The 23,071-nt window shown below is 72.2% G+C and carries 22 protein-coding genes and 2 pseudogenes; 14 read left to right on the top strand and 10 right to left on the bottom strand.

The window, feature by feature from the left end; translation table 11 throughout:
* The first annotated feature begins 56 nt into the window (after positions 1 to 56).
* Positions 57 to 1,386: pseudogene (locus ACOBQB_RS15345) on the top strand (aminotransferase class I/II-fold pyridoxal phosphate-dependent enzyme).
* 59 nt (positions 1,387 to 1,445) lie between these two features.
* On the opposite strand, the gene ACOBQB_RS15340 reads toward ACOBQB_RS15345, so the two are convergent.
* Positions 1,446 to 2,468, bottom strand: coding sequence for a DMT family transporter (locus ACOBQB_RS15340; RefSeq protein ID WP_423592280.1), 1,023 nt, complete (start codon positions 2,466 to 2,468; stop codon positions 1,446 to 1,448).
* Between the two features lie 190 nt (positions 2,469 to 2,658).
* Here ACOBQB_RS15340 and ACOBQB_RS15335 point away from each other — a divergent pair, with 190 nt between their 5' ends.
* The gene (locus tag ACOBQB_RS15335; RefSeq protein ID WP_423598492.1) at positions 2,659 to 3,561 is read left to right on the top strand and encodes a LysR family transcriptional regulator; all 903 of its coding nucleotides are present in this window, start codon (positions 2,659 to 2,661) and stop codon (positions 3,559 to 3,561) included.
* Positions 3,562 to 3,753: 192 nt separating this feature from the next.
* On the opposite strand, the gene ACOBQB_RS15330 is transcribed toward ACOBQB_RS15335, so the two are convergent.
* Positions 3,754 to 4,221: a pyridoxamine 5'-phosphate oxidase family protein gene (locus tag ACOBQB_RS15330; RefSeq protein ID WP_423592278.1), complete on the bottom strand. Its 468-nt coding sequence runs from the start codon at positions 4,219 to 4,221 to the stop codon at positions 3,754 to 3,756.
* A gap of 181 nt (positions 4,222 to 4,402) precedes the next feature.
* Between ACOBQB_RS15330 and ACOBQB_RS15325 the strand changes: the two genes are divergently transcribed.
* A complete protein-coding gene (locus ACOBQB_RS15325; protein ID WP_423592277.1) occupies positions 4,403 to 5,044 on the top strand; it encodes a cysteine hydrolase in 642 nt (213 codons plus the stop codon).
* Between the two features lie 31 nt (positions 5,045 to 5,075).
* On the opposite strand, the gene ACOBQB_RS15320 is transcribed toward ACOBQB_RS15325, so the two are convergent.
* Entirely contained in the window at positions 5,076 to 5,921 is an 846-nt protein-coding gene (locus ACOBQB_RS15320; RefSeq protein WP_423598490.1) for a class I SAM-dependent methyltransferase, read from the bottom strand.
* 175 nt (positions 5,922 to 6,096) lie between these two features.
* On the opposite strand from ACOBQB_RS15320, the gene ACOBQB_RS15315 reads away from it, so the two are divergent.
* Positions 6,097 to 6,696, top strand: coding sequence for a TetR family transcriptional regulator (locus tag ACOBQB_RS15315; RefSeq protein ID WP_423592275.1), 600 nt, complete (start codon positions 6,097 to 6,099; stop codon positions 6,694 to 6,696).
* 42 nt (positions 6,697 to 6,738) lie between these two features.
* On the opposite strand, the gene ACOBQB_RS15310 is transcribed toward ACOBQB_RS15315, so the two are convergent.
* The 4 genes and pseudogenes from ACOBQB_RS15310 to ACOBQB_RS15295 all read right to left on the bottom strand — a co-directional run bounded on the left by ACOBQB_RS15310 (position 6,739) and on the right by ACOBQB_RS15295 (position 10,512).
* Positions 6,739 to 7,218, bottom strand: coding sequence for a Rieske (2Fe-2S) protein (locus ACOBQB_RS15310; RefSeq protein ID WP_423592273.1), 480 nt, complete (start codon positions 7,216 to 7,218; stop codon positions 6,739 to 6,741).
* A 64-nt stretch (positions 7,219 to 7,282) separates the two neighbouring features.
* Positions 7,283 to 8,218: a VOC family protein gene (locus ACOBQB_RS15305; protein ID WP_423592271.1), complete on the bottom strand. Its 936-nt coding sequence runs from the start codon at positions 8,216 to 8,218 to the stop codon at positions 7,283 to 7,285.
* A 242-nt stretch (positions 8,219 to 8,460) separates the two neighbouring features.
* Positions 8,461 to 9,579: pseudogene (locus ACOBQB_RS15300) on the bottom strand (FAD-dependent oxidoreductase); the annotation flags it as partial.
* 81 nt (positions 9,580 to 9,660) lie between these two features.
* Complete coding sequence (locus tag ACOBQB_RS15295) at positions 9,661 to 10,512, bottom strand: fumarylacetoacetate hydrolase family protein (protein WP_423592269.1); 852 nt, start codon at positions 10,510 to 10,512, stop codon at positions 9,661 to 9,663.
* Between the two features lie 337 nt (positions 10,513 to 10,849).
* Here ACOBQB_RS15295 and ACOBQB_RS15290 point away from each other — a divergent pair, with 337 nt between their 5' ends.
* The 7 genes from ACOBQB_RS15290 to ACOBQB_RS15260 all read left to right on the top strand — a co-directional run bounded on the left by ACOBQB_RS15290 (position 10,850) and on the right by ACOBQB_RS15260 (position 17,394).
* Positions 10,850 to 11,761: a LysR family transcriptional regulator gene (locus ACOBQB_RS15290; RefSeq protein ID WP_423592267.1), complete on the top strand. Its 912-nt coding sequence runs from the start codon at positions 10,850 to 10,852 to the stop codon at positions 11,759 to 11,761.
* Positions 11,762 to 11,880: 119 nt separating this feature from the next.
* Entirely contained in the window at positions 11,881 to 12,666 is a 786-nt protein-coding gene (locus ACOBQB_RS15285; protein ID WP_423592265.1) for a HipA family kinase, read from the top strand.
* On the top strand, positions 12,663 to 13,055 hold the full coding sequence (locus ACOBQB_RS15280) for a DUF3037 domain-containing protein (protein WP_423592264.1): 393 nt from the start codon (positions 12,663 to 12,665) through the stop codon (positions 13,053 to 13,055). Before ACOBQB_RS15285 ends, ACOBQB_RS15280 begins: the two co-directional genes overlap by 4 nt.
* A 165-nt stretch (positions 13,056 to 13,220) precedes the next feature.
* Complete coding sequence (fabG, locus tag ACOBQB_RS15275; protein ID WP_423592262.1) at positions 13,221 to 13,982, top strand: 3-oxoacyl-ACP reductase FabG; 762 nt, start codon at positions 13,221 to 13,223, stop codon at positions 13,980 to 13,982.
* Between the two features lie 78 nt (positions 13,983 to 14,060).
* Complete coding sequence (locus ACOBQB_RS15270) at positions 14,061 to 14,831, top strand: SDR family oxidoreductase (RefSeq protein ID WP_423598488.1); 771 nt, start codon at positions 14,061 to 14,063, stop codon at positions 14,829 to 14,831.
* A 173-nt stretch (positions 14,832 to 15,004) separates the two neighbouring features.
* Positions 15,005 to 16,588 (top strand): ABC transporter substrate-binding protein, encoded by a 1,584-nt coding sequence (locus tag ACOBQB_RS15265; protein WP_423592260.1) that lies wholly within the window; start codon positions 15,005 to 15,007, stop codon positions 16,586 to 16,588.
* A 122-nt stretch (positions 16,589 to 16,710) separates the two neighbouring features.
* On the top strand, positions 16,711 to 17,394 hold the full coding sequence (locus ACOBQB_RS15260) for a uracil-DNA glycosylase (protein WP_423592259.1): 684 nt from the start codon (positions 16,711 to 16,713) through the stop codon (positions 17,392 to 17,394).
* Between the two features lies 1 nt (position 17,395).
* Here the strand turns inward: ACOBQB_RS15260 and ACOBQB_RS15255 are convergent, their stop codons facing one another.
* Positions 17,396 to 17,836 (bottom strand): DUF3224 domain-containing protein, encoded by a 441-nt coding sequence (locus tag ACOBQB_RS15255; protein WP_423592258.1) that lies wholly within the window; start codon positions 17,834 to 17,836, stop codon positions 17,396 to 17,398.
* A 97-nt stretch (positions 17,837 to 17,933) separates the two neighbouring features.
* Between ACOBQB_RS15255 and ACOBQB_RS15250 the strand changes: the two genes are divergently transcribed.
* Together ACOBQB_RS15250 and ACOBQB_RS15245 are read left to right on the top strand one after the other, a co-directional pair.
* Positions 17,934 to 18,896 carry a helix-turn-helix transcriptional regulator gene (locus ACOBQB_RS15250; RefSeq protein ID WP_423592256.1) on the top strand — a complete coding sequence of 321 codons (963 nt, stop codon included), beginning with the start codon at positions 17,934 to 17,936 and terminating at the stop codon, positions 18,894 to 18,896.
* 98 nt (positions 18,897 to 18,994) lie between these two features.
* Positions 18,995 to 19,483 (top strand): hypothetical protein, encoded by a 489-nt coding sequence (locus tag ACOBQB_RS15245; protein WP_423592255.1) that lies wholly within the window; start codon positions 18,995 to 18,997, stop codon positions 19,481 to 19,483.
* A gap of 75 nt (positions 19,484 to 19,558) precedes the next feature.
* On the opposite strand, the gene ACOBQB_RS15240 is transcribed toward ACOBQB_RS15245, so the two are convergent.
* Positions 19,559 to 20,044 carry a hypothetical protein gene (locus tag ACOBQB_RS15240; RefSeq protein ID WP_423592253.1) on the bottom strand — a complete coding sequence of 162 codons (486 nt, stop codon included), beginning with the start codon at positions 20,042 to 20,044 and terminating at the stop codon, positions 19,559 to 19,561.
* Positions 20,045 to 20,458: 414 nt separating this feature from the next.
* Between ACOBQB_RS15240 and ACOBQB_RS15235 the strand changes: the two genes are divergently transcribed.
* Positions 20,459 to 21,364, top strand: coding sequence for a Gfo/Idh/MocA family protein (locus ACOBQB_RS15235; RefSeq protein WP_423592251.1), 906 nt, complete (start codon positions 20,459 to 20,461; stop codon positions 21,362 to 21,364).
* On the opposite strand, the gene lnt is transcribed toward ACOBQB_RS15235, so the two are convergent.
* Positions 21,288 to 23,024 (bottom strand): apolipoprotein N-acyltransferase, encoded by a 1,737-nt coding sequence (gene lnt / locus ACOBQB_RS15230; RefSeq protein WP_423592250.1) that lies wholly within the window; start codon positions 23,022 to 23,024, stop codon positions 21,288 to 21,290. The two genes, ACOBQB_RS15235 and lnt, sit on opposite strands and share 77 nt — an antisense overlap.
* Positions 23,025 to 23,071 lie beyond the last annotated feature (47 nt).

Raw genomic sequence — 23,071 nt, 5'->3', positions numbered from 1 at the left:
TGCGGTGTTGCATGGGGATGTTGCTGTCTTGTTTGTACTAGTGCATACTTTATTTTGTGCTAGGAGAGTATCGGATCGAAGGTCGTCGCGCAGCTGATATCGCCGCCAGTGTGGAGCGGGCCGTCGGTGACGGTGGGCTTGAGCCCGGGCAACTGCTACCGCCCATGCGGGAGTTGGCGGCCCGGCTCGGGGTGAACCCCAATACCGTGGCAGCCGCCTATCGCACACTGCGTGAGCGCGGGGTCATCGAGACGGCCGGGCGGCGCGGCAGCCGGGTCCGGCCGAAGCCCGCCACGACCGCCCGTGAGCTGATCCGCGTGGACGCGCCACCCGGGGTGCGGGACGTATCGAAGGGCAACCCCGACACGCGCCTGCTGCCCGCGCTCACCGAGGCGTTCGCGGCGGCCGCGGCACAGGGCGACGAGAAACCGGTCCTCTACGGAGAAGGCGCCGTCGACCCCGAACTCGAACGGCACGTGCGTACGGCCTTCGAGGCCGAGGGGTTCCGGCCGGGCCCGTCGCCGTCACCTCCGGAGCGCTCGACGCCATGGAGCGGGTACTCGCCGCCCACCTCAAGCCCGGCGACGCGGTGGCCGTCGAGGACCCGGGGTGGGGCAGCCTGTTCGATCTCGTCTCGGCCATGGGGTTGCGGGCGGTCCCCGTCGGTGTGGACGACGACGGGCCGCTGCCCGCCGAGGTGGAGCGGGCCCTCTCCGAAGGCGCCCGCGCGGTCGTCGTGACCGACCGCGCGCAGAACCCCACGGGCGCCGCTGTCAGCGCTCCACGCGCGCGTGCGCTGCGGGAGGTGCTCGCCGCGCACAAGGGGACGCTGCTCATCGAGGACGACCACGGCCACGGCATCGTCGATCTGCCGCTGCACCCGCTCGCGGGGGTGACCCACAGCTGGGCCCTGGTGCGCTCGACCGCCAAGGCGTACGGCCCCGACCTGCGGCTCGCCGTGCTCACCGGCGATCCCGTCACCGTCGATCGGGTGCAGGGGCGCCAGCGGCTCGGCCCCGGCTGGGTCAGCCGGCTGCTCCAGCGTGCGGTGGTACGGCTCTGGGAGGGCGGAGCGGTCGACCCCGCGGTGGTGGCGGCCTCGTACGGGCGTCGGCGGGACGCGCTGACCGCGGCGCTCGCCGAGCGGGGCGTACCGGCGCACGGGCGCAGCGGCATGAACGTATGGGTGCCGGTTCCGGACGAGACCGGGGCGGTGGCCCGGCTGCTGCACGCAGGGTGGGCCGTCGCCCCGGGGCGCGGTTCCGGCTGGGCGCGCCGCCCGGGGTGCGGATCACCATCGCGGCACTCGCCGACGAGGACATCGTGCCGTTGGCCGACGCGGTGGCCTCGGCCGTGGGGCCCGCGCCGGCTCGGCGATATGGGTGACGGGGTGTCACGGGTGGCGGGGTGTCAGGGGTGGCCAGCCGTTTACGACTGGCGGCGCGTCATGGGTGGCGTGGCCGGGACTGGGTGAGTGCCGCGCCCGCCAGGACGATCACCGCGCCGACCGGTGTCGACCAGCTCAGGGACTCGCCGAGCACGGCGACGCCCGCCGCGGTCGCGATGACCGGCACGAAGTACGTGACCATCTGGGCGGTGGTCGGCCCGACCTCGGAGACCAGGGCGTACTGCAACAGGAAGGCGAGCCCCGTGCCAAGGGCGCCGAGCGCCACGACCGCCAGCAGCGGCACAAGGGGGAAGCTCGTCGGCAGTGAGGTGAACATGGGCGTGACGACGGCCAGTTCGGCAGTCGCCAGCAGCAACTGGGCGCCGGTCAAGGAGAGGTTCGAGTGGCCCGAGCCTGCCAGCGTGCGGCGGACGTAGATCCAGCCGATCGGGTAGCAGAGCGAGGCGAGCAGCGCCAGCACCGTGCCGGTGAGGTCGAGGCCGCTGAAGCCCTGCCAGGCACCCAGCACTGTCAGCACCCCGAAGAAGCCGATGCCGAGGCCCGCGACGCGGCGCCGGGTCGGGCGGTCCTCGGAGAGCGCGACGAGCGAGAGGGCCATGCCCCACAGTGGCGACGTCGCGTTGCAGATCCCGGCGAGCGTCGAGGGGATCGTCAGCTCCGCGTAGGCGAAGAGGGAGAACGGCAGGGCGTTCAGGAACAGCGCCGCCACCGCCAGGTGCAGCCAGGTCCGTGCCCCGCGCGGCAGCCGCTCGCGCTTCACGACGAGGACGGCGGCGACCACAGCCGTGCCGAACACCAGCCGCCCCAGGGTCACTTGGAACGGCGCGTACGCGTCCGTGCCCACCTTGATCAGCAGGAAACTGAAGCCCCAGATCAACGAGAGGATGCCGAAGCGGACACGCCAGTCGAGGCCGGGGCGGCCTGCCGGGTGCCCCGAGGGCGTGACCGAAGAGCGGTCCGCTGCCGCAGCCGGTGGGGCTGGGCGGCCTTCTGCACCTGTGGAACGGAGGGGCGCGGAGGCGGTGGCGGCCGAGCCGGAGCGTGGGGGCGGGTTACTCATGGGTTCCACGATGGGCCTCGATGATCTCTTAGCACAAGCGATATTTGTTGCGCGGTATCGCGTAGCACTGCTTACATGTCGGGACCGCTTACATGTCGAGTGCGGGGGTTCCCCGACGCCCGGCCCCAACCGCCCCAACCGCCTCACCTCCTCCAACGCCCTGACCCAGCACCGACCCCGGAGCGTGACCGTGCTGAACCTGGAGCGCCTGCGCACGCTCGACGCCCTCGCCCGGCACGGCTCGGTCGGCGGAGCCGCGGCGGGCCTGCACGTCACGACCTCCGCGGTCTCCCAGCAGATGACGAAGCTGGAGCGGGAGGTCGGCCAGCAGCTCCTGGCCAAGAACGGCCGGGGCGTACGTCTGACCGACGCGGGGCGGCTGCTCGCCGAGCACGCCGCGCGGATCCTCTCGCAGGTCGAACGCGCCCAGGCCGACCTGGAGGAACAGCGCGGCAAGGCGGTCGGCGAGCTGCGGATCGCGGCGTTCCCCACGGCCATGCGCGGCCTGCTGCCCGCCACGCTCGCCGCGCTGCGCGCCGAGCACCCGGGGCTGCGGGTCGGCTGTCACGAGTTGGAGCCGGCGCCCGCGGTGTCGGCCGTGGTGCGCGCCGACATCGACATGGCGGTCGTCCTCGACTGGTACAACAAACCGCTGCCGGTCCCGGACGGGCTGGTCAAGGCGCCGCTCCTCGACGATCCCGCCGACATCGCCATGCCTGCCGCGCATCCCCTCGCGGACCGGTCCGAAGTGGACCTGGAGGAGTTCGCGGAGGACGAGTGGATCACCTGGGGCGAGGGCGAGTTCTGCCACGAGTGGCTGATGTTCACACTGCGAGGCAAGGGCGTCGAACCGCGCATCGCGCACCGCGCACAGGAGCACCACACCCAGCTCGCCCTGGTCGCGGCCGGCCTCGGCGTCTGCGTGGCCCCGCGGCTGGGTCGCGACCCGATGCCGGCCGGGGCGCGCACGGTCCCGGTGCGGCACCGGGTGCGGCGCCATGTGTACGTGGTGTGGCGGGCGGACGCGGACAGACGCCCGTCGATCAGGGCCGCGGTGGAGGCGCTGCGGGCGGCCGGGGCGGGTCTGCGCTAGGCCTCGCGGCGCGGCACCGGCCCACCGCTCGCCTGAAGCGCCGCCGGCGCGCCGCCTTGCCTGAAGCCCTGCCGGCGCGCCGCCTCGCCTAGAGCCCGCCCGCCCGCGCGCCGCCTTGCCTGAAGCCCTGCCGGCGCGCCGCCTCGCCTGGAGCCCGCCGGCGCGCCGCCCCGCCTCAGTGCGCCGCCCCGCCTAGAGCCCCGCGAGCTTGCGGAAGTCCCAGGACGCGATCGCGTCCGGTGTGAGCCGGATCCACGCGTGGCGGCCGTCGTGCGGCATCTCGTCCAGGCCGAAGAGTTTGCGGGCGAACAACCGCTCCGGGACGTCGAGTTCGGGGCACGGCTCGCCCGTGCGCGGGGACTCCCCGACGAATTCGATGGTGCCGGACAGCTCGACGCCGCGCAGCTCGCCGTATTCCTCGCCCGTGTCGACCACCACGGCGATCCGATGATCCCGGCGCAGATCGGCCCAGCGCTTGCTGCGGATGATCGAGTACAGCCACAGCGATGTGCCGTCCCAGGCGAACCAGAGCGTGCTGACGTGCGGGGCGCCGTCGGCGGAGACCGTCGCCACCCGGCAGGTGCGCTCCGTGGCGAGGAACGCGTCGAGTTCGTCCGGCGTCATCATGATCCTGCGGCCCCGGCGCTGTGTGACGGCCATGTGTCCTCCCGATCGGCTCTTCCTTTTCCCGTGCCTCACGCCCACGCCTGTAATTGACAGGGCGTCAGAGAAGAATGGGGGCTCTTCCTTCGTGGCGCAATGGCCGTTAGCCTCGCGCGGATTCCGGGCTCCGGCCGCCGCCGGGGCCGGCTGTCCCGGACGTCCACGACAGGGGGAGCCCATGCCGTCGTACGAACAGCTCAGGGAGGTCCTCGACCCCGCCACCACCGTTCTGCTGACCGTCGAGTGCCAGCAAGGCGTCGTGGGCACCGAGAGCGCGCTGCCCGAACTGGCCGAGGAGGCACGCTCGTCCGGCGCTCTGGCCAACGTCGCGAGGCTGGTGTTCGCGGCGCACCAGAGCGGCGTCCAGGTCCTGCACGCGGTCGCCGAGCGCCGGCCCGACGGGCGCGGGGCCAACCGCAACGCCCGGCTCTTCCGCGCCGCCGAACGCCTTCCCGTGCAGCAGCTCTCCGGGACGCGGGCCGTGCGGATCGCGCCGCCCGTCGAAGTCGCCGAGGAGGACCTCGTCGTACGCCGCCTGCACGGCCTGTCACCGCTCGCGGGAACCGGCGTCGACCCGCTGCTGCGCAACCTCGGCTGCCGCACCCTCCTGGTCACCGGAGTCTCGGCCAACGTCGCGATCCCCAACGCCGTGTTCGACGCGGTGAACCTCGGCTACACCGCCGCCGTGCCCGCCGACGCCATCGCGGGAGTCCCCGCCGACTACACGCCCGCGATGGTCCGCAACACCCTCGCGCTCGTCGCCACCATCACCAGCACGCAGGACGTACTGGGCGCGTGGAAGCGGCCGCGCGGGGCGTAGGGCTCGGCAGGCCGGTCAACGGCTCCCCGCTCTACTCCGGCCGCTCGGCCGTCACCAGCCAGGCGGTGCCCCGCAGCCGCAGGGCGCCGTCACGCTCGTACGGGCGCAGGAGGTCCGTGAGGGTGTGGCGGGCCTGCTCCTGGTCGCGCGGTCCGACCTGGGCGAGCAGGTGGCGGCCGGGGCCGGAGCCCAGCAGGAAGGCGGCCGCGTCGTCGGCGTCCCGTCCCCAGACGCCGTACGCCTCGACGTGCCTGACGCCGAGCCGGACGAGCCCCGCGGCGGTCAGGATGTCGCGGGTGCGGTCCGGGTCGGCCAGCGAGAACATGCCGGGGCCGCCCGGTTTGCCGAAGCCGCCGATCGGCAGGATGTCGCGGAGGCCCGCCATGGCCTGGAGCCACTCGCTGCCCTCGGCATCGGCGGCGCAGACGAAGGCGGCGCGGCCCCCGGGGCGCAGGGCTCTCGCGATGTTGGTGAACGCCGCGACCGGGTCGGCGAAGAACATCACGCCGAAGCGGCTGATGACGGCGTCGTAGGTGCCCGGTTCGAAGCGGTGGACCTGGGCGTCGCCCTGCTCGAACGCCGCGTTGCCGAGCCCTTCTCGGCGGGCACTTGCCCGGGCGCGCTCCAGCATCGGCCCTGACAGGTCGAGCCCCAGAGCGCGGCCTCCCTCCACGCGGCGTGCGGCTTGGCGGGTCGTGGCTCCGGCGCCGCAGCCGACGTCCAGGACGTGGTCGCCGTCGGTGAGTGCGGCGGCCGTCAGGAGAGGCTCCGTGAAGCCCGCGTTCACGGCGTCCCAGCGGTCCTGGTTCCGGGCCCAGTGGTTGCCCTCGTAACCGTTCCACGCCTGTGCCTGCTCGGTGTTGGAGATGCGCTCCACGTGCTCTGTGTGATCGATGTGCTCCGTGTGCTCCGTGTGCTTCATGGGAGTGCCTCCTGGGGGACGTGGCCTCGGCCACGGTGGGGCGCCGGGCTAGTATGGGCGCTCGCCCAAACAGTATGGGCGTACGCCCATACTGGCAACCGGCAATCCCTCATCAGGAGAAGTGGTAGGCATGGCACCGCGTGGAGTTGCGATCCCGGACCTTCGCGAGCGGCTCTTCGACGCCGCCGAGCGCGTACTGGCGCGCGAGGGCCCCGCGGCCCTGACGAGCAGGGCCGTCACCGGTGAGGCGGGCTGCGCGAAGGGGGTGCTGCACACGCATTTCGAGGGACTGGACGCGTTCGTCGCGGAGTTGGTCCTCGACCGCTTCGCCCGCACCGCGCGGCGGGCCGCCGAACTCCCCGGCCGTGCCGGTCGATCGACCGTCCCGGAGAACCTCACCTCGGTCGCGCTGGCTCTGCTGGACTCCTTGGACCCCACCGTCGTGGGCCTCGCCATGACGCGCGCGGACGCGGCCCTGCGGATCCGTACGGCGCTGGCGGACGGCGCGCCCGGCTTCGCGGCCGTCGAGGAGTCGGTCGCCGCCTATCTGGATGCCGAGGTGCGGTGTGGACGGCTCGCGGCGGCCACGGACACCGCGGCCGCCGCGCTCGCGCTCGTCGGGACCGTCCACCATCTCCTGATGACCGGGTGGGGAGGGGCCCCGGACCCCAGGGAGCGGGTGGAACGGCTGGTGGCGCTGCTCGTCGGGCCCGCCACGGCGCAGGAGTGAGCCGTCGGCCCCTCGCTGCCCGCCAACGGGTCGAAGACCTTCCTAGGCCAGCGTGATCGCGTCACCGTCCACAGAGATCTCGGCGGCCGGCAGCGGGCTGGTCGCCGGCTTCTGCTCGACGCTGCCGTCGGCGATGGAGAACTTGCTGCCGTGGCAAGGGCAGTTGATGGTGCCCCCTTCCACGCTCGTCACCGGACACCGCTTGTGGGTGCAGAGGTTCGAGAAGGCCTTGAAGTCACCCTTGGTGGGCTGGGTGACCACCACTCCCTCGTCCTTGAAGATCTTGCCGCCGCCCACGGGGATGTCCGCCGTCCTCGCGAGCACGGTCCCGGCGGCCTTGTCGCCGCCACCGGAGGCCTGAGCGCCCGCCGGTGCGGTGGAGTCGTCGCCACTGCCGCTGCCGCTGCCGTTGTCACTGTCGCCGCCGCACGCGGTCAGGGCGGCGGCGAGCCCCGCGCCGCCGATCGTGGCCACGACGGTGCGTCGGCGGGGCCCGGAGAAGGGTTCTTCGGAAGTCGTCATGCCTGGTGGTACGGCCCCGCGGGCCACCGTGTTCAAACGCCCCGCGGACTTCCTCGCATCGGGCTCAGACCGGTGGGGCGACGAACACGCCGGGGTCGGGGTCGTTGAAGGACTCCTTGGCGACGAGTTCGTTCATGGGGTTGGCGGTGCCCCACTGGTCGGCTACCTCGGGCTGCGAGAAGTCGTAGACGTGCGGATGCCACGTGTCCTCGTCGAGCAGTTCCAACTCCGTCGTGTATTCCACGGTGTTGCCGTGCGGGTCGAGGAAGTACGTGAAGGTGTTGTCGCCCGCCGTGTGGCGTCCGGGGCCCCAGATCTTCCGGAACCCGGCGCGGGTCACCCGGCCCGAGCCGCGCATGTACTCGTCGATGCCGCGCATCTCGAAGGAGATGTGGTGCAGGGAGGTGTGCGGTCCCCGCGCGATCGCCATGGAGTGATGCCGGCTGGAGATCCGCATGAAGTGGATGACCTCGCCCATGTGAGGTGACGCCAGGGTGTCGGTCAGGCGGAAACCGAGGTGCGTCTCGTACCACCTCCGAGTCCGGTTCAGGTCGGGGGAGTTGAGGACGACGTGGGAGAGCTTGACCGGGATGGCCTCCCTCTCCTCGATCCTGCGGTGCCGCCTGGCCGCGACGTCGGCGGAGACCTCGATGGTGCGGCCGTCGACATCGAAGAAGCGGAAGCCGTAGCCGCCGCCGGGGGTGTCGATCCGGCCCGGCCGGCAGATCAACTCCACGCCCCGGGAGATGAGTTCCTCGGCGAGCGTGTCGACGTCGGCCGGGTCCGCGGCCCCGTACGAGACGAGGTCGAGGCGCTTCTCGTCTGCCTTGCGCAGCCGTACGACGTACTGCTCCGGGGAGCCCTCGGCGGCGAGGAAGGAAATGCCGGAGTCCTCGGCGACCGTGGTCAGGCCCCAGACGCCGGAGTAGAAGTCGAGCTGCTTGTCGTAGTCGGGCACGGCCAGGTCGACGTGCCGCAGGTGGGTGAGCAGGCGATGCATGAGGTCAGTCAGTCCTTTCAGGCCTTTCAGGGCGGGACGTCGGTCGAGCGTGCGGCCGAAGGGTGCGGGAAAGGGGGCGGCAAAGCGTGCGGCCGAAGGGTGCGGGAAGATGCGCGGGCCGGTTTCCTCCGCGCCGGACCAGAAGGGGTCGGGGGAGAGGGGAGGCTCGAAGCTCGGAGAATTCCCGCCCCGGCGCGTGGCCCGGTCACGCGATGGGCCTGGTACGGCAGGGGCAGGTCTCGTCAGGGCAGCTCCCGGAGCATGGTCATGGTGCGGGCCATGAGGCCGGGCACGTCGGCGTCCCGTACGCCGTCGAGCTGCCACCGCCCGATCTGGACGGACGCCTCGACGACCGGCCGGACGCGCGCGATCCGCCGCTCGTAGTACGCCTGCAACAGCGCGTCGTCCCAGGTGTCGGAGGCGGTCAGCATCTGGGCGAGGACCCAGGCGTCCTCCAGGGACAGGGCGGCGCCCTGGGCGAGGGTGGGCGGGCAGCAGTGGGCGGCGTCACCGATGAGGACGACGCGGTCGCGGTGCCAGGAGCCCTCGACCAGCAGCCGGTCGAACCAGGTGTAGTTGACCTTCGCCGGGTCGGTGATGTGCTCGGTGATCCCGGGCCAGAAGCCGCCGTAGGCCGAGGCCAGTCGGCGCATCCGGGCCGCGTACGACTCGGGCGGCATCGAGGCGCGGTCGCGCTTGGCCTCGACGACGAAGGCGTACAGGGTGCTCTCGCCGGTGGGGCAGTAGCCGGCGATGTAGGCGGGGCCGCCGTAGGTGACGTCGGCGCGGGTCACGCCGGCCGGGCGCGGGGCGGCGACGCGCCAGATGGCCATGCCGGTGGGTTCGGGTCTGGCCGTGACGCCGATCGCCGCGCGGGTGGCCGAACCCAGACCGTCGGCGGCGATCACCAGGTCGTAGCGGCCCTCGGAGCCGTCGGAGAGCCGGACGCGGACACCGTCGGCGTCCCGGTCGAGGATCTCGGCGGTGGTGCCGAGACGGACCGAGGCGCCGCTCGCGCGCACCGCCTCGATGAGGATCCGCTGGAGTCGCGGTCGCTGCACGCCGACGGTGGCGGGCAGGTCGTCGCCGCCGGTGCGCAGGTCGTCCTGCGCGTGCAGCACCGTGCCGTCGGGAGCGGTGATGCCGAGCGAGCCGAAGCCGTAGCCGGACGCCGCCACCCGCTCCCACACGCCGAGGCCGCGCAGCACGCGCAGCGCGTTGCCCTGGAGGGTGATCCCGGAGCCGGCGGTGGCGTTCCAGTCGTCCTTGGCCTCGATCAGGTCCACCGCGTGACCGGCGCGGCGCAGCAGGATCGTCACGGCGTTGCCGGCCGCGCCACCACCGACGACGAGGACCGTGCGGGGCCGGCCCTGAGGACCGTACGGGGCCGGCTGACAAGGACCGTACGGGGGCGGCTCATAAAGAACTCCTTGATTCCTCGGTCACGACGCCACCTCCGCCGCGCAGCGGACGCGCTGCGCGCCGAGCCCGGTGATGGCGCCGTCCATGACGTCACCGTCACGCAGGAGCCGCCCCCAGTGCAGGCCGTTGCCGGCCGGGGAGCCCGTCAGCACCAGGTCACCGGGGAGCAGCCGGGCGGTCTGTGAGGCGTACGCGACCATGCGGGCCACGCTGAAGATCATGTCCTTGGTGGACTCGTCCTGCATGGTCTCGCCGTTCAGCTTCAGCGTCAGACGCAGATCGTCCGGATCGCCGATCGACTCGGCGGGCACGATCCACGGACCGAGCGGGGTGAAGCCGGGCGCGTTCTTGCTCCGCAGCCAGTCCGTGCCGATCTGCGGCATGTCCCGGCGGAAGACACCCGCGCGGTCGGTGAGGTCGTTGGCGATCGTGTACCCGGCGACGTACTCCAGCGCCCGCCCCACGGACACCCGGTGGGCGGTGCGCCCGATGACTGCCGCCAACTCCAGTTCCCAGTCCGGCTCTTCGGCCCGGGCGGGCAGCACCACCTCGTCGTACGGACCGGTGATCGCGCTCGGCAGACCGATGAACATGTAGGGCAGGTCCTCGGCGGCCCGCCGGTCCATGATCTGTGCCGCCTCGGCCCGCCGCTCCTCCTCGGGGCGGTCGTCTCCCGGGACCTTGTGCGCGACGTGCAGATCGATGACGTGCCGACGGTAGTTGGCACCGGACTGGAACACCTGGCGGGGTTCGACCGGCGCGTGCACCCGGAACTCCGCCAACGGCCTGCGCTCCGCCGAGCCGTCGCCGGCCAGGGCCCGCAGACGCGGCAGCACCGCCGTCCAGCCCTCCAGAATCCGACGGACCGTCAACTGGCCGTCATCGTAGGCCCTGCACAGGTCGATGACGAGCTCGTCGGGGGTGACCAGCGCCGGGAACGCGGGCCCGTCCGGGGCCGAGAGGGTCGCGAGAGCAAAGGGGCCGGCGAAGAGCGGGGGCGCGGGGGGTGCGGGGGTACGGCAGGGGTGGGTTCCACTGGCATGTCCTCCTGATCCGCGTTCTCCTGATCCGCGTCCTCCTGACGGCGTGGCACTAATCTGGCCCCGGCCCCGTCGATCAGGGAAATCGATTGTGTGGATGACTGCCATCCATCACATGGATTACTCCTGGTCGGCGCCTGGTCGGCGTCGAAGCAGCGAGGGGAAGCCCGTGAATCTGGCCCGGTTGGACCTCAATCTCGTCGTCGCCCTGCGCGCCCTGCTGGAGGAACGCAACGTCACCCGTGCCGGGCAGCGCGTCGGGCTGAGCCAGCCCGCCATGAGCGCCGCTCTGTCCCGGCTGCGCCGCCACTTCGCCGACGACCTGCTCGCCCGCGTCGGCGGCCACTACGAGCTGACCGCTCTCGGCCAAGTGCTGCTCGACCGCACCTCCACCGCCTACGACGTGCTGGAGCGCCTCTTCTCCAGCCAGGCCGAGTTCGACCCGTCGCGGGAGACCCGAGAGTTCACGCTGGTGGCGTCCGACTACGCCGTCACCGTGTTCGGCGCCGAACTCGCGCGCGTCGTGCACGAGGAGGCCCCCGGCATCCGCCTGCGTTTCGCGCAGGCCCCGACCACCGTGGTCGACGACACGGCGACGCTGCTCAGCGCGGTCGACGGGCTGCTCATGCCGCACGGCGTCATCAGCGACTTCCCCGCCACCGACCTCTACGAGGACCGCTGGGTCCTCGTGGTCGCCGAGGACCACCCGGGCGTCGAGGACCGGCTGACCCGCCAGGACCTGGCCCGCCTGCCCTGGGTGACCTACCAGCGCACGTACGACGCGCCGGCGGTCCGCCAACTCGGCATGCTCGGAGTGACACCACGGGTGGAGGTGTCCGTCGACAGTTTCCAGATGCTGCCGCTGCTCGTGGCGGGCACCCGGCGCATCGCCCTGATCCCGGCCCGGCTCGCCCGGCTCATGGCTCCGCTCGCCGCGGTCCGCGTCCTGGAGCCGCCGTACGAGGCGGTGCCCCTGCGGGAGGCCATGTGGTGGCATCCGGTGCACACGCACGACGCCGCGCACCTCTGGCTGCGTGAGACCGCCGCACGGGTCGGGCGGCGGTTGGGGGGCGACGCGTGAGGGGAGTGCGCAGGCCGGAGCACTCGGCGTCGGCACCGATACGCGCGTGGAGACGCCCGCCGCGCCCCTCTAAGGTGGACCACGGTCCGCAAGGTTGCATAGATGAATGGCCTGGGAAAATGCTGAAAGAGGTCGCCGCGACCCGCTACATCACGCCCCTGCGTGAGGGGGGCTCGCTGCCGGGACTCGTCGAAGCCGACGACCTCGCGACGTACGTCATGAAGTTCACCGGCGCCGGACAGGGCCGCAAGACGCTCGTGGCCGAGGTGATCTGCGGGGAGCTGGCGCGCCGCCTGGGGCTGCGCGTGCCGCGGCTCGTCCAGCTCCTGCTGGACCCCGTGATCGGCCTCGGCGAACCCGACCAGGAGGTGCAGGAACTCCTGAAGTCGAGCGGCGGCCTCAACCTCGGCATGGACTTCCTGACCGGCGCGCTCGGCTTCGACCCCCTCGCCCACGTCGACGTGGACCCGGCCGAGGCGGGCCGCGTCGTCTGGTTCGACGCCCTGATCAACAACGTGGACCGCTCCTGGCGCAACCCGAACCTGCTCCTGTGGCACGGCGACCTGTGGCTGATCGACCACGGGGCCAGCATGATCTGGCACCACAACTGGCGCACCGCCCGGACCGCGGCCGCCAAACCGTACGACGCCTCCGACCACGCCCTCGCCCCCTACGGCCCCGACGTCGCGTCGGCCGCCGCCGAACTCGCCCCGCTCGTCACCGAGGACCTGCTCACCGAGGTCACCGCCGAGGTGCCCGACGCGTGGCTGCTCGACGAACCGGGCTTCGCGGACCCGGACGACGTACGCCGTGCCTACGTCTCCGCGCTGCTGCCGCGCGCCGGGACCATCCACGAACGGATCGCCCTCGGCGAGCCGCGGCCGAAGAAGGGTGCCACCCAGTGACGCAGCCGGACGCCCGGGACGTCTTCGAGTACGCGCTGGTGCGCGTGGTGCCGCGCGTGGAGCGCGGCGAGCAGTTCAACGCGGGCGTCGTGGTCTACTGCCGCGCCAAGGCCTTCGTCGCCGCCCGCACCCACCTCGACGAGGGCAGGCTGCGGGCGCTCGACCCCGCGGCCGACATCGACGGCATCCGGGCCGCGCTCGGTGCCGTCGAGCGGATCTGCGAGGGCGGCGAGGCCGCGGGCCAGGCCGAGCGGGACGACGCGGGGCGCCGCTTCCGCTGGCTCATCGCGCCGCGCTCCACGGTGGTGCAGCCGGGCCCCGTGCACACCGGTCTGACGGCGGATCCCGCGGCTGAGGTGGAGCGCCTCCTCGACCTGTTGGTGAGGTAGCGCTGGGTGAGGTATCGCGTCACAGCTCGCCCGTGTGCCGTTGACACCCGGTGCCAGGGCTTCTAGCGTCTCGTCCAGCTGAAGGTACTAAGCGGTCGCTCACCAGCGGGGCGTACCGTGGAGCCGCACTACGCAGAGCCGCATCCCAAGGCGAGGAGAACCAGCATGTCCACCACTGAGCAGCGCGTCGCGGTCGTGACCGGAGGAGCGCGAGGCATCGGTGCGGCGACCGCCGTACGGCTCGCCGCCGAGGGCCGTGCCGTGGCCGTCATCGACCTCGACGAGGCCGCCTGCAAGGACACCGTCGAGCGGATCACCGCGGCCGGCGGCAAGGCGCTCGCGGTCGGCTGCGACGTCTCCGACGAGGCCCAGGTCGAGGCCGCGGTCGCCCGCATCGCCGCGGAGCTCGGCGCGCCGACGATCCTCGTCAACAACGCCGGTGTGCTGCGCGACAACCTCCTCTTCAAGATGAGCGCGGGCGACTGGGACACGGTCATGAACGTGCACCTGCGCGGCGCGTTCCTGATGTCGAAGGCCTGCCAGAAGCACATGGTGGACGCGGGCTTCGGCCGCATCGTGAACCTCTCCTCGTCCTCCGCGCTGGGCAACCGCGGCCAGGTCAACTACGCCGCCGCCAAGGCCGGCCTCCAGGGCTTCACGAAGACCCTCGCCAAGGAGCTCGGCAAGTTCGGCGTCACCGCCAACTCCGTCGCCCCCGGCTTCATCGTCACCGAGATGACCAAGGCCACGGCCGACCGCGTCGGCATGGACTTCGAGGAGTTCCAGGCCGCGGCCGCCACTCAGATCCCGGTGCAGCGCGTCGGCCGCCCCGAGGACATCGCCAACGCCATCGCCTTCTTCACGGGTGAGGAGGCGGGCTTCGTCTCCGGACAGGTCATGTACGTCGCCGGCGGCCCGCTCAACTGACCCGGAAGGCGAGTGACCCGAAAGGCGAAGACCATGGCAGCACAGGACAGCGCAGGGCAGGACAGGGCGGTGCAGGACATGGCAGGGCAGGACAGGGCAGTGCAGGACAGCGGAAAGGCCGCGCTCATCACGGGCGCGAGCCGCGGCATCGGCTACGGCATCGCCGAGGCCCTGGTCGCCCGCGGCGACCGTGTCTGCATCACGGGACGCAATGAGGACGCCCTGAAGGAAGCCGTCGAGAAGCTCGGCTCCGACCGGGTCATCGGCGTCGCGGGCAAGGCGCACGACGAGGTGCACCAGGCGGCCGCCGTCGCGCGCATGATGGAGGCGTTCGGCAGGGTCGACTTCCTGATCAACAACGCCGGTACGAACCCGGTCTTCGGGCCGATGGCCGAGCTCGACCTGAACGTGGCGCGCAAGGTGTACGAGACCAACGTCATCTCGGCGCTCGGCTTCGCCCAGCAGACCTGGAAGGCCTGGCAGAGCGAGAACGGCGGCGCGATCGTCAACATCGCCTCCGTCGCCGGCGTCTCCGCCTCGCCCTTCATCGGGGCGTACGGGATGAGCAAGGCCGCCATGGTCAACCTCAGCCTCCAGCTGGCACACGAGTTCGCGCCGAAGGTGCGCGTGAACTCCATCGCGCCCGCGGTCGTCAAGACCAAGTTCGCCCAGGCGCTCTACGAGGGCCGTGAGGCGGAGGCCGCCGCCTCCTACCCGCTCGGCAGGCTCGGCGTGCCCGAGGACATCGGCGGCGCGGCCGCCTTCCTCACCTCCGCCCAGTCCGACTGGATCACCGGCCAGACACTCGTGGTCGATGGCGGCATCTTCCTCAATGCGGGCGTCGGCTGACGTAGCCCGCACAACCATCGGGTACGCCGCGAAAAGCGACGTACACGCGCATCAAGTGCCCTGTCGGCGCCGTGGGTTGGCCCGACGGGGCACTGCGATATTGTCTCCCGACCCCATGGCATGGCCGATCGAGGAGCGTGCGCGTGTTCAGTGAAGTTCCCCTTGCGAAGCGTATGAGGGGTCTGCGTCCGGTGGCGGCGCTCGCGTCCATGTCCCTGCTGGCGGGCTGCGGGATGCTGTCCTCCGAGGGACCGGACGAGGAACAGCGGATCACCGTCGGCACGATGAGCGCGCCCAGCACCCTGGACCCGGCCAAGGCCTGGGACAGTTCGTGGGAGCTCTACCGCAACGTCTTCCAGACCCTGCTCAGCTTCCCTTCGGGGGCCACCGAGCCGGAACCGGACGCGGCCGAGTCGTGCGAGTTCTCGGACGCGTCCAACAAGGTGTTCACCTGTGAGCTGCGCGAAGGGCTGAAGTTCTCCGACGGCGACACACTGGACGCGGCGGCCGTCAAGTACTCCTTCGACCGGATGCGGGCCCTTGAGGCCAAGGGTGTGGTGAAGGGCGGCCCCATGGGGCTGCTGGGCTCGCTCGACAAGGTCACGACCAAGGGGGACCGGACCGTCGTCTTCCGCCTCAAGAAGGCGGACGCGACGTTCCCGTTCGTGCTGTCGGCGCCCGCCATGTCGATCGTCGACCCCGGGGACTACCCCGCGGACAAGCTCCGCACGGGCGACCGGATCACCGGCTCCGGGCCGTACACCCTGGAGGCCTACACACCCAACGTCAAGGCCGAGCTGGCCAAGAACAGCAACTACAAGGGCGCGGCCGACATCAAGAACGACGCCGTCACCATCCGCTACTTCAAGAAGTCGTCGGCGATGGTCGACGCCCTCAAGAAGAAGGAGATCGACGTCACCTTCCGCGGCCTGGCCGCCGAGGACGTCGTCGCCATGCAGAACAGGGGCCGGCGCGAGCAGGACATCGAACTCGTCGAGGGCGCGGGCACCGAGATCCGCTATCTGGTGTTCAACACCAAGGATCCCTGGGCGCGCAAGCTCCCGGTCCGGCGGGCCTTCGCGCAACTCGTCGACCGGGCCGCCATCGCCCACAAGATCTACAAGGACACCGTCGAGCCGCTGTACTCGATGGTGCCGAGGGGCCTCACGGGCCACGCCACCGGGTTCTTCGACGACTACGGGAACCCCAGCACGGCCAAGGCCCGGAAGATACTCACCGACGCCGGCATCACCGCGCCCGTCCCGCTCACGCTCTGGTACACCACCGACCGCTACGGATCGGCCACCGCGCTGGAGTTCGCCGAGATCAAGCGGCAGCTGGAGGCGTCCGGGCTCTTCGACATCACGCTCAAGAGCCGCCCGTGGACCGAGTTCCAGGACGGCTACAGCAAGGGCGAGTACCCGGTCTTCGGGCGCGGATGGTTCCCGGACTTCCCCGACGCGGACAACTTCATCGCGCCGTTCGTCGGCCCGAAGAACGTGCTCAACACGCCGTACGTGTCCAAGGAGATCACCGACGAGGTGCTGCCGCGCGAGCGCAGGGAGACCGACCGGGGCGCGGTGATCGACGACTTCGAGCGGGCCCAGGAGATCCTCGTCGACGACGTCAGGCTGCTGCCGCTCTGGCAGGGCAAGCAGTACATCATGGCCAGCGAGGAGATCGCGGGCGGCGAGCGTGCCCTCGACCCCTCGGCGATCATGATGATGTGGGAGCTCCAGCGCAAGACGAGCTGGTAGGCGAGGGGCGTCGGACGAGGGGACGCCAGGGGAGGCCAGGGGAGACGGGGCTCCGGTCGGATTGTCAGTGGGCGCCGGTAGGTTCTTCTGTGAGAAGTGACCGCACACCGGAGGTTGTTCACGTGACCGACATCGCCATGCTGCCCGCGTCCTGGCGCGGAGTCCTCGGCGAGGAGCTCCAGAAGCCCTACTTCAAGGAGCTCACCGAGTTCGTCGAGAAAGAGCGGGCGATGGGCCCCGTCTACCCCCCGCGCGAGGAGGTCTTCGCCGCCCTCGACGCCACGCCCTACGAGCGCGTGAAGGTCCTGGTCCTCGGCCAGGACCCCTACCACGGAGCGGGCCAGGGCCACGGACTGTGCTTCTCCGTGCGCCCCGGCGTGAAGACCCCGCCCTCCCTGCGGAACATCTACAAGGAGATGCGGGAGGAGCTCGGCCACCCCGTGCCCGACAACGGCTACTTGATGCCGTGGGCCGAGCAGGGCGTCCTTCTCCTGAACGCGGTGCTCACGGTCCGCGCCGGTGAGGCCAACTCCCACAAGGGCAAGGGCTGGGAGAAGTTCACCGACGCGGTGATCCGGGCGGTGGCCGAGCGCCCCGACCCCGCCGTCTTCGTGCTGTGGGGGAACTACGCCCAGAAGAAGCTCCCCCTCATCGACGAGGAGCGCCACGTCGTCGTGAAGGGCGCGCACCCCTCGCCGCTCTCCGCCAAGAAGTTCTTCGGCTCGCGCCCCTTCACGCAGATCAACGAAGCGGTGGCGACGCAGGGCCACGAGCCGATCGACTGGCGGATCCCGGACCTCGGCTGACTCATTCCGCGCCGCCGAGCGTGTAGTCGAAGGCGTACGGGGTGGACTTCTCCCCGTGCCGCGCGGTGAACGTGCCGGTCCCGGTGAGCCCGGCCAGCTCACCGGTGCCGGAGCCGGGCAGCACGGTGAAGGCGCACTCGATGCCGTCGCGCACGAACGAACCGCGCTGCTCGATGACGAACGACCCCTTGCGCCCGTCGAGCGTGCCGTCGATGAACTCGTAGCCGACGTACGCGCCCGTCGTCCCGCTCGTGTACGCGATGGTGTACTCGCACGCGGTGCCGGCCGCCTCGATGGTGCCAACGTAGTCGTTGATGACGGCGGCGTGCGTGATGCGGGCGCCGCCCTCCACGCCGGCGACCGGCTGCTCGTCCCAGCCGGCGAAGGTGAAAGTGCCGGCGGTGTTGCTGGTGTTTCCGGTGTTCGCGGTGTTCGCGGTCATGTGGGCCCTCCTGGAAGTGCTCGGTGTGTCGCCGTGAGGAGGACTCTGTCGCCCGTACCTGACACCTTCTGTCAGGTACCGGGGCAGACTTGGGACCATGCGCGCCGACCGTCTCCTCGCCCTCCTCCTGCTGCTCCAGAACCGCGGGTGCATGACCGCGCCCGAACTCGCCGCGGAGCTGGAGGTCTCGGTCAGGACCGTCTACCGCGACACCGAGGCGCTCGCCGCCTCCGGGGTGCCGGTCTACGCGGAGCGGGGCCCGGCGGGCGGTTTCCGGCTGCTCGACGGCTACCGCACCCGGCTGACGGGCCTCACCGACGACGAGGCCGACTCCCTCGCCCTCGCCGGGATGCCGGGGGCCGCGGCCGACCTCGGCCTCGGCGCGGAACTGGCCACCGCGCAGCTGAAGTTGGCCGCCGCGCTGCCCACGGGCCTCGGGGAGCGGTCGCGGCGCATCCAGGACCGTTTCCACCTCGACGCGGCGGCGTGGTTCCGCACGGCCGAACCGGCGCCGCGGCTCGCCGTGGTCGCCGAAGCCGTGTGGCGCCAGCGGGTGGTGAGGGCGCGCTACCGGCGCTGGGGCGGCGAAGTCGACCGTGAACTGCACCCCTTGGGCCTGGTGCTCAAGGCGGGCAACTGGTACCTCGTGGCGTCGGCCGGCGACACCGTACGCACGTATCGGGTCTCGCGGTTCCTGACGGTGACGGTGGCGGAGGAGCCCTGCGTGCGGCCCGCCGGGTTCGATCTGGCGGCGTACTGGGACGAGGCCTCGCGTGGCCTGGAGGCACGGGTGCTGCGGAGCACCGCGCGGCTGAAGGTCTCTCCGTCGGGGCTCAGGCTCCTGCCCGCGATGTTCGGTGCGGCGGGGGCGCGGGCCGTGGAGGGCGCGGGCGAGGCCGACGCGGACGGCTGGACGGAGGTCGACCTCGCTATGGAGGAGCTGCCGGTGGCCGTGAGCGACATCCTCCGGCTCGGCCTGGAGGCGGAGGTGCTCGGGCCGCCCGAGCTCCGCGCCGAAGCGGCCAGGTGCGTCACCGGGCTGGCCCAGCGGTACGCGTGAGCGCCGCCGCCGCCGAACGTGCCTGAGCGCGATTGTCAGTGGCGGCCGCTAGCGTCGTGAGGGATGGGGGCGATGGCCGCACGACCACGGAGGACCCGGTGACGGAGCAGCAGGAGCAGACGGCGGAAGACGCGATGATGACGCGGATCGGGCAGGCGGTCATGTTGCATCACGGCGGCGACCGCGAGGAGGCACAGGGCCGCTTCCTCCGTCTGTGGGGGGAGATCGGCGAGGACGGCGACCCGCTGCACCGGTGCACCCTCGCGCACTACATGGCGGACACCCAGGAGGACCCCTCGGCGGAACTGGCCTGGGACCTGCGGGCGTTGTCGGCGGCGGACGAGCTCACGGACGCCCGGTTGAACGAACACCACCAGTCCCTCGCGGTGCGCGGCTTCTACCCCTCCCTGCACCTCAACCTCGCCGCGGACTACCTGAAGCTGGGCCGCCCCGAAGCGGCCCGCAGCCACCTGCGCCGGGCCCGCGGCGCGGTCGGCGCCCTGGAGGACGACGGGTACGGCAACGGCATCAAGGCGGCCATCGAGAGGCTGGAGCGGGAGGTGGGGGAGGGCAGCGAGGAGGAGTGACCGGGGGGTGAGCCGGGGGCGCGCAGCGGCGGCCACGGGGGTGTCGCCGCCGCGTGTCCGGCTGACCGGCCCGACTCAACGCCCGTACATGTCACGGCAGATGACCGCCTCGGGGCTGCCCGGCCGCCAGCCTCCGTAGGTTTCACCCAGGTCGCAGACGTCCGCGGCGGGGCGGGTGGCACCGGCGTCGGGCCGGGCGGCGGGGGGCCTGCGCACCGGCGGCGGCTGTGACCGCGGCTGTGACTGCGGCTGCGGCCGCGGCTGCTCGGAGCGGGGTGCCGGGGCGGAAGGGCGGGCGACGGGGGCGGGGCTCTGCGCGACGGGGAGGCGGGGAGGGCCCACGCTCACCAGGGCTTCACGGGCTGGGGCCTCGCGGGCCGGGGCCTGCTCGATCTGCGGCCGGCTTCTCCCGTCCGTGCGGGGCACGGACGGCGCCGCGGCGGTCGCGGCGGTATCGGACCGGGACGCCCGCTCGACGCTCACGCAGCCGGAGGCGGTGGCCGAGACGGCCACGGAGACGAGAAGCGCGGCGGCGGCGGTGGTGGTCGTCGATCTGTGCATCCGCCCAACTCTGGGCCCTGCCGCAGCCCTTGGAGTGCGAAACGAGAGGGAGGATGCCCCGCATGAGTGACGGACCACACCGCAAGGCGACGCGAGGCGGACCCTGCCACGCGGAGGTGCGGGACCGGGGCGCGGATCGGGGCCGGGCGCCCCCGCCGGGCGTCTCCTGCGGCGGGGCGCCCAGCGCGCGCCCCGCTCATCGCCGTACGCCCGCGACGCCCTGGTCTCCACGGCCGCGCGGATCCGCACCGACCTCACCCCGCGCGGCTTCGCCTCCGTAGCCGGCCGGCGACCGCCGCAGGCCCCGTATGCTGCGGGAACGGCGACCGGGGCCTGCGCGGGGCACAGGGCGCGAGCCGGCACAGCGGTAGGCCTGGTCGGCGGTGGATCAGCGGCAGACGTAGGGAGACAACGGTGAAGATCGGCTGCATCGGACTTGGTGACATCGCGCAGAAGGCGTATCTGCCCGTCCTCACCACTCAGCCCGGGGTCGAGCTGCACCTCCAGACCCGCACGCCCGCGACGCTCGCCCGGGTCGCCGGCGTCCACCACATCCCGGACGCCCGTTGCCACACCGATCTGGACGCGCTGCTCGCCCAGGGTCTCGACGCCGCCTTCGTGCACGCGCCGACCGCCGTGCACCCCGAGATCGTCACGCGGCTCGTCGAGGCGGGCGTCCCCACGTACGTCGACAAGCCCCTCGCGTACGAACTCGCCGACTCCGAGCGCCTCGTGAACCTCGCCGAAGACCGTGGCGTCAGCCTCGCCGTCGGCTTCAACCGCCGTTACGCGCCCGGTTACGCCCAGTGCGCCGACCACCCGCGCGAGCTGATCCTGATGCAGAAGAACCGCGTCGGGCTACCCGAGGGCCCCCGCACACTCGTGCTCGACGACTTCATCCACGTCGTGGACACCCTCCGCTTCCTGGTGCCCGGGCCGATCGACCACGTCGGCGTGCGCGCCCGCGTCACCGACGGGCTCATGGAACACGTCGTGCTCCAACTGGCGGGCGAGGGCTTCACGGCGATCGGTGTGATGAACCGGCTGAGCGGTTCGACGGAGGAGATCCTCGAAGTCTCCGGGCAGGACACCAAGCGGCAGGTGGTCAACCTCTCCGACGTCATCGACCACAAGGGGCAGCCCAGCGTGCGGCGGCGCGGCGACTGGGTGCCGGTGGCCCGGCAGCGCGGCATCGAGCAGGTCGTCCTCGCCTTCCTCGACGCCGTGCGCGCGGGCAAGGTCCTCAGCGCCCGGGATGCGCTGGCGACCCATGAACTGTGCGAGCGCGTGGTCCTCGCCGCTCAGGCACAGGGCGCCTGAGGGCCCGAGCGCCCTCGGCCGCGGACAGCGCCGCGAGCACGAGGACCGCCCCGTGCACGGGCCAGTCGCCCCAACGGACGTACGCCGTAACGCCCTTGGCCAGCGGTACGTCGTAGACCTCGGCGGCGCTCGCCGAGGTGCCCAGCGGGGCACCGACGCGTGAGCCGTCCGCGGCGTGGACCGCGGAGACACCGGTGAGGGTGGCGTGCACCATCGGGCGGCCCGTCTCGGCGGCGCGCACCGCCGCGAGCGAGGCGTGCTGCTCGGGCGCCCAGCTGGCCTGGAACGACGACGTGGCGGACTGGGCGAGCAGCAGCTGAGCACCGTCCCGGGTCAGTTGGCGGCTCATGTCGGGGAACGCCGACTCGAAGCAGACCAGCGGCCCGACCCGCAGGCCGTGCCCGGCGTCCATCACCACCTGGCGGTCACCGCGCCTGCGGTCCTCGCCGGCGGCCTTGCCGACGGAGGTGGCCCAGCCGAGCAGGGAGCGCGCCGGTATGTACTCGCCGAAGGGCACGAGCCGCATCTTGTCGTAGCGGTCGCCGGTCGGCCCGTCCGGGCCGACGAGCACGGAGCTCTTGAAGATGCCGGGCCGGTCGGAACGGCGCGCGTCGACGTTCACCAGGATGTCCGCGCCGACCTCGCGGGAGAGCGCGGCGAGGCGGCGGGCCATGTCGGGCCGGTCGGCCAGGTCGAAGCCGACGCTGCTCTCGCCCCACACGACCAGGTCGAGGTCCCGCCCGGCGAGGGAGCGGGTCAGCTCCTCCTCGCGGGCGAACCGCTTCTCGGCGCCCGCGATGCCGTTGATGACGCCGGGCTGTACGACGGCGACCTTGATCCGCCCCGCCGCTTCCGGACGCGGGGCCCAGGCCCAAGCCGCGACGGTGACGACGGCGACGGCGACGAGCCCGGCAAGCCCGGCGAGGGAGGGCGCGGCGTGGGAGGCGGACTTCGGGGCCACCACGCGGGAACCGTGCCCGGACACGAAACGGTGCCCGGACACGAAACCGTTTCCGGGCACGGAACCGGCGTCCACCGCGCCTCCCACTCCCCTGCTCCGGCCCCAGGCGACGAGCAACAGCGCGAGGCCCGCGTTGACGGCGACCACCAGCGCGCTGACCAGCCAGACGCCGCCCACGGAGGCGAGCCGCAGCGCCGGGGGCAGCTGCCACTGGCTGGAGCCGAGCAGACCCCAGGGACCGCCGAGCCCCTCCCACGACCTGACCAGTTCGACCATCAGCCAGCCCGAGGGCAGGGCCACCAGCGCGACCGCCGCACGACCCGGCGTCGGTATGCCGCCGAGGAGCCGTCGCACGAGCCACCCCCAGGGCGCCCACAGCAGGCCGAGCAGCGCGGCTATGACGACCGTGAACACATGCAGGCTCGGCAGCAGCCAGTGGTGTACGGCGACCATGAAGCCGAGGCCGCCGAGCCAGCCGTCGACCATGGCCCGCCGCCCGGTCGGGGCCGTGCGGGCCAGGAGCATCCAGGGGACCAGCGCCGCGTACGCGAACCACCACAGCGACGGCGCGGGGAACGCGAGGGCGGGCAGCGCCCCCGCCGGGACGGCGATGCCGCCCCGCCACCGCCGTGACGCGAGCAGCCGCGCGACGCGGGGCCCGAGCCGCCGCCACCGCCGGTCGTCGCCGAACTCATCCATGCAGCGCCTCCCTGGATCCCCGACGCCCGGACGTGTACCCAGTGTGC

Source organism: Streptomyces sp. G5(2025) (assembly GCF_049542075.1).
Lineage (GTDB): Bacteria > Actinomycetota > Actinomycetes > Streptomycetales > Streptomycetaceae > Streptomyces.
This window is presented reverse-complemented; position numbering and strand designations above follow the sequence as displayed.

Bases quoted from the DNA above. Each gene is read 5' to 3' on its own strand.
- ACOBQB_RS15340 (WP_423592280.1), bottom strand. From the start codon at position 2,468: ATGAGTAACCCGCCCCCACGCTCCGGCTCGGCCGCCACCGCCTCCGCG.
- ACOBQB_RS15330 (WP_423592278.1), bottom strand. From the start codon at position 4,221: ATGGCCGTCACACAGCGCCGGGGCCGCAGGATCATGATGACGCCGGAC.
- ACOBQB_RS15325 (WP_423592277.1), top strand. From the start codon at position 4,403: ATGCCGTCGTACGAACAGCTCAGGGAGGTCCTCGACCCCGCCACCACC.
- ACOBQB_RS15315 (WP_423592275.1), top strand. From the start codon at position 6,097: ATGGCACCGCGTGGAGTTGCGATCCCGGACCTTCGCGAGCGGCTCTTC.
- ACOBQB_RS15310 (WP_423592273.1), bottom strand. From the start codon at position 7,218: ATGACGACTTCCGAAGAACCCTTCTCCGGGCCCCGCCGACGCACCGTC.
- ACOBQB_RS15305 (WP_423592271.1), bottom strand. From the start codon at position 8,218: ATGCATCGCCTGCTCACCCACCTGCGGCACGTCGACCTGGCCGTGCCC.
- ACOBQB_RS15285 (WP_423592265.1), top strand. From the start codon at position 11,881: ATGCTGAAAGAGGTCGCCGCGACCCGCTACATCACGCCCCTGCGTGAG.
- fabG (WP_423592262.1), top strand. From the start codon at position 13,221: ATGTCCACCACTGAGCAGCGCGTCGCGGTCGTGACCGGAGGAGCGCGA.
- ACOBQB_RS15270 (WP_423598488.1), top strand. From the start codon at position 14,061: ATGGCAGGGCAGGACAGGGCAGTGCAGGACAGCGGAAAGGCCGCGCTC.
- ACOBQB_RS15265 (WP_423592260.1), top strand. From the start codon at position 15,005: ATGAGGGGTCTGCGTCCGGTGGCGGCGCTCGCGTCCATGTCCCTGCTG.
- ACOBQB_RS15255 (WP_423592258.1), bottom strand. From the start codon at position 17,836: ATGACCGCGAACACCGCGAACACCGGAAACACCAGCAACACCGCCGGC.
- ACOBQB_RS15250 (WP_423592256.1), top strand. From the start codon at position 17,934: ATGCGCGCCGACCGTCTCCTCGCCCTCCTCCTGCTGCTCCAGAACCGC.
- ACOBQB_RS15240 (WP_423592253.1), bottom strand. From the start codon at position 20,044: ATGCACAGATCGACGACCACCACCGCCGCCGCCGCGCTTCTCGTCTCC.
- lnt (WP_423592250.1), bottom strand. From the start codon at position 23,024: ATGGATGAGTTCGGCGACGACCGGCGGTGGCGGCGGCTCGGGCCCCGC.